This window comes from Treponema endosymbiont of Eucomonympha sp. (genome assembly GCF_001028545.1).
Genome location: NZ_BBPW01000697.1, coordinates 1 through 432 on the forward strand (window position 1 = coordinate 1; position 432 = coordinate 432).

The following is a 432-nucleotide window of genomic DNA, read 5'->3' on the forward strand; positions in this document are numbered from 1 at the left end:
GGGTAGACCGACTGAGGCCCGTCCGAAAGCGCCTTGTCAGGGTCGCAGTGCACTTCCACAAGGAGTCCGTCCGCGCCCGCCGCGATAGCCGAAAGCGCCATAGGGGGGATTTTGTACCGTATGCCGAGCGCGTGGCTTGGGTCGACGATAACCGGAAGGTGCGTCAGCGGGCGCAGCACCGGAATTGCGGACAGGTCGAGCGTGTTCAGCGTCGCCTTTTCATACGTCCTGATTCCGCGCTCGCACAGAATCACGTCTTCCGTGCCCGACGACAGGAGGTATTCCGCAGACATGAGCCATTCCTCGAGAGTCGCCGAAAGCCCGCGCTTCAAAATGACCGGCTTGCCCAGCTCGCCGACGCGTTTCAGCAGCTCGGAGTTCTGCATATTGCGCGCGCCGAATTGGTACACGTCAACGTACTCGCGCATGAGC

Annotated in this window: 1 protein-coding gene; it reads right to left on the reverse strand. The window is 61.8% G+C overall.

Features of this window, described 5'->3' with window-relative positions:
- Positions 1-432, reverse strand: a 432-nt coding sequence (locus AWU74_RS08670) for an N-acetylneuraminate synthase family protein (RefSeq protein WP_187150995.1), incomplete at both ends; no start/stop codon positions are given.